Source organism: Massilia sp. DJPM01, from assembly GCF_030348125.1.
Taxonomy (GTDB): domain Bacteria; phylum Pseudomonadota; class Gammaproteobacteria; order Burkholderiales; family Burkholderiaceae_D; genus Telluria_A; species Telluria_A frigida.
Map to the genome: position 1 here is coordinate 1 of NZ_JAQOZV010000198.1, position 873 is coordinate 873.

The window sequence follows — 873 nt, forward strand, 5'->3', positions numbered from 1 at the left end:
ATAGCATAGTCGCCGCACTCGATGCACGGCTTATTGATCGAGGTATTGCGCACGCTGCCGAGAACTCGGCCGAAGCTGTAGGTAGTTGACGTGGTGATAGGGCTCAAGGACAGGCCCGTGTAATGCTCCACGACTGCTGATGTATAGGACTCATCGGCGTTATAGGCGATTTTTACTTTTTTCACACCATCTGCACGTTCCGAGGAGGTTGCCCGGCCTAGGCAGTCGTAGGTCCAGCTGATGTGGCGCTCGCCGTTTTCGTCGATATATCCTGTCCAAGCATTGAGCAAATTGCCAAAGCCATTCCCCACTCCAGGCATGCCAGGGCACGCAGCGCCGTTGTTGATGTGCGCCGCCTCGGTGTACATGTACGTTCTGCTGGTGGTGTCGGGATACGTGACCTTCGTCAAATTATTTGCGCTGCATGCCGCGTTGTTCGCGTCAGGCATCACGCACCCGCCGGAAACCCCATCGTATTCGTAAGCGTAGAGCTCACCTGCGGGATCGATCGCCTTGGCAATACGCCCCTTACCGTCATACTCAAAATGGAGTTTGAATCCGAGACTGTCGGTGACACACATGAGTTTCCCGGCAGGAAGAAGAGGGCCGGCTTGGACGTGGGCGCATGCGGGTGCATTAACGGGGTTTCTTCCCACATTGCTGTCATTCGTTACACCGTTGCTATAGGTAAAACGCTGCGTCACGCCATTACGGAAAGTCTGTGAAATAAGCTGTCCGGCACCAGAGTAGCGTTCGATCATATCGCCATTCGCCGTCTGGTAAGTCCATTCGACGATGGCCGTTTTGCCGCTGTTGAAGACGGACGTGAGCGTGTCACTATTGGTGGCCTCGCCTTTCCACGCGCCATCTGCT

1 pseudogene is annotated in these 873 nt (G+C 55.2%); it reads right to left on the minus strand.

Annotated elements, in window-relative coordinates:
* Nucleotides 1–873, minus strand: a pseudogene (locus PO883_RS34645) (hypothetical protein); the annotation flags it as partial.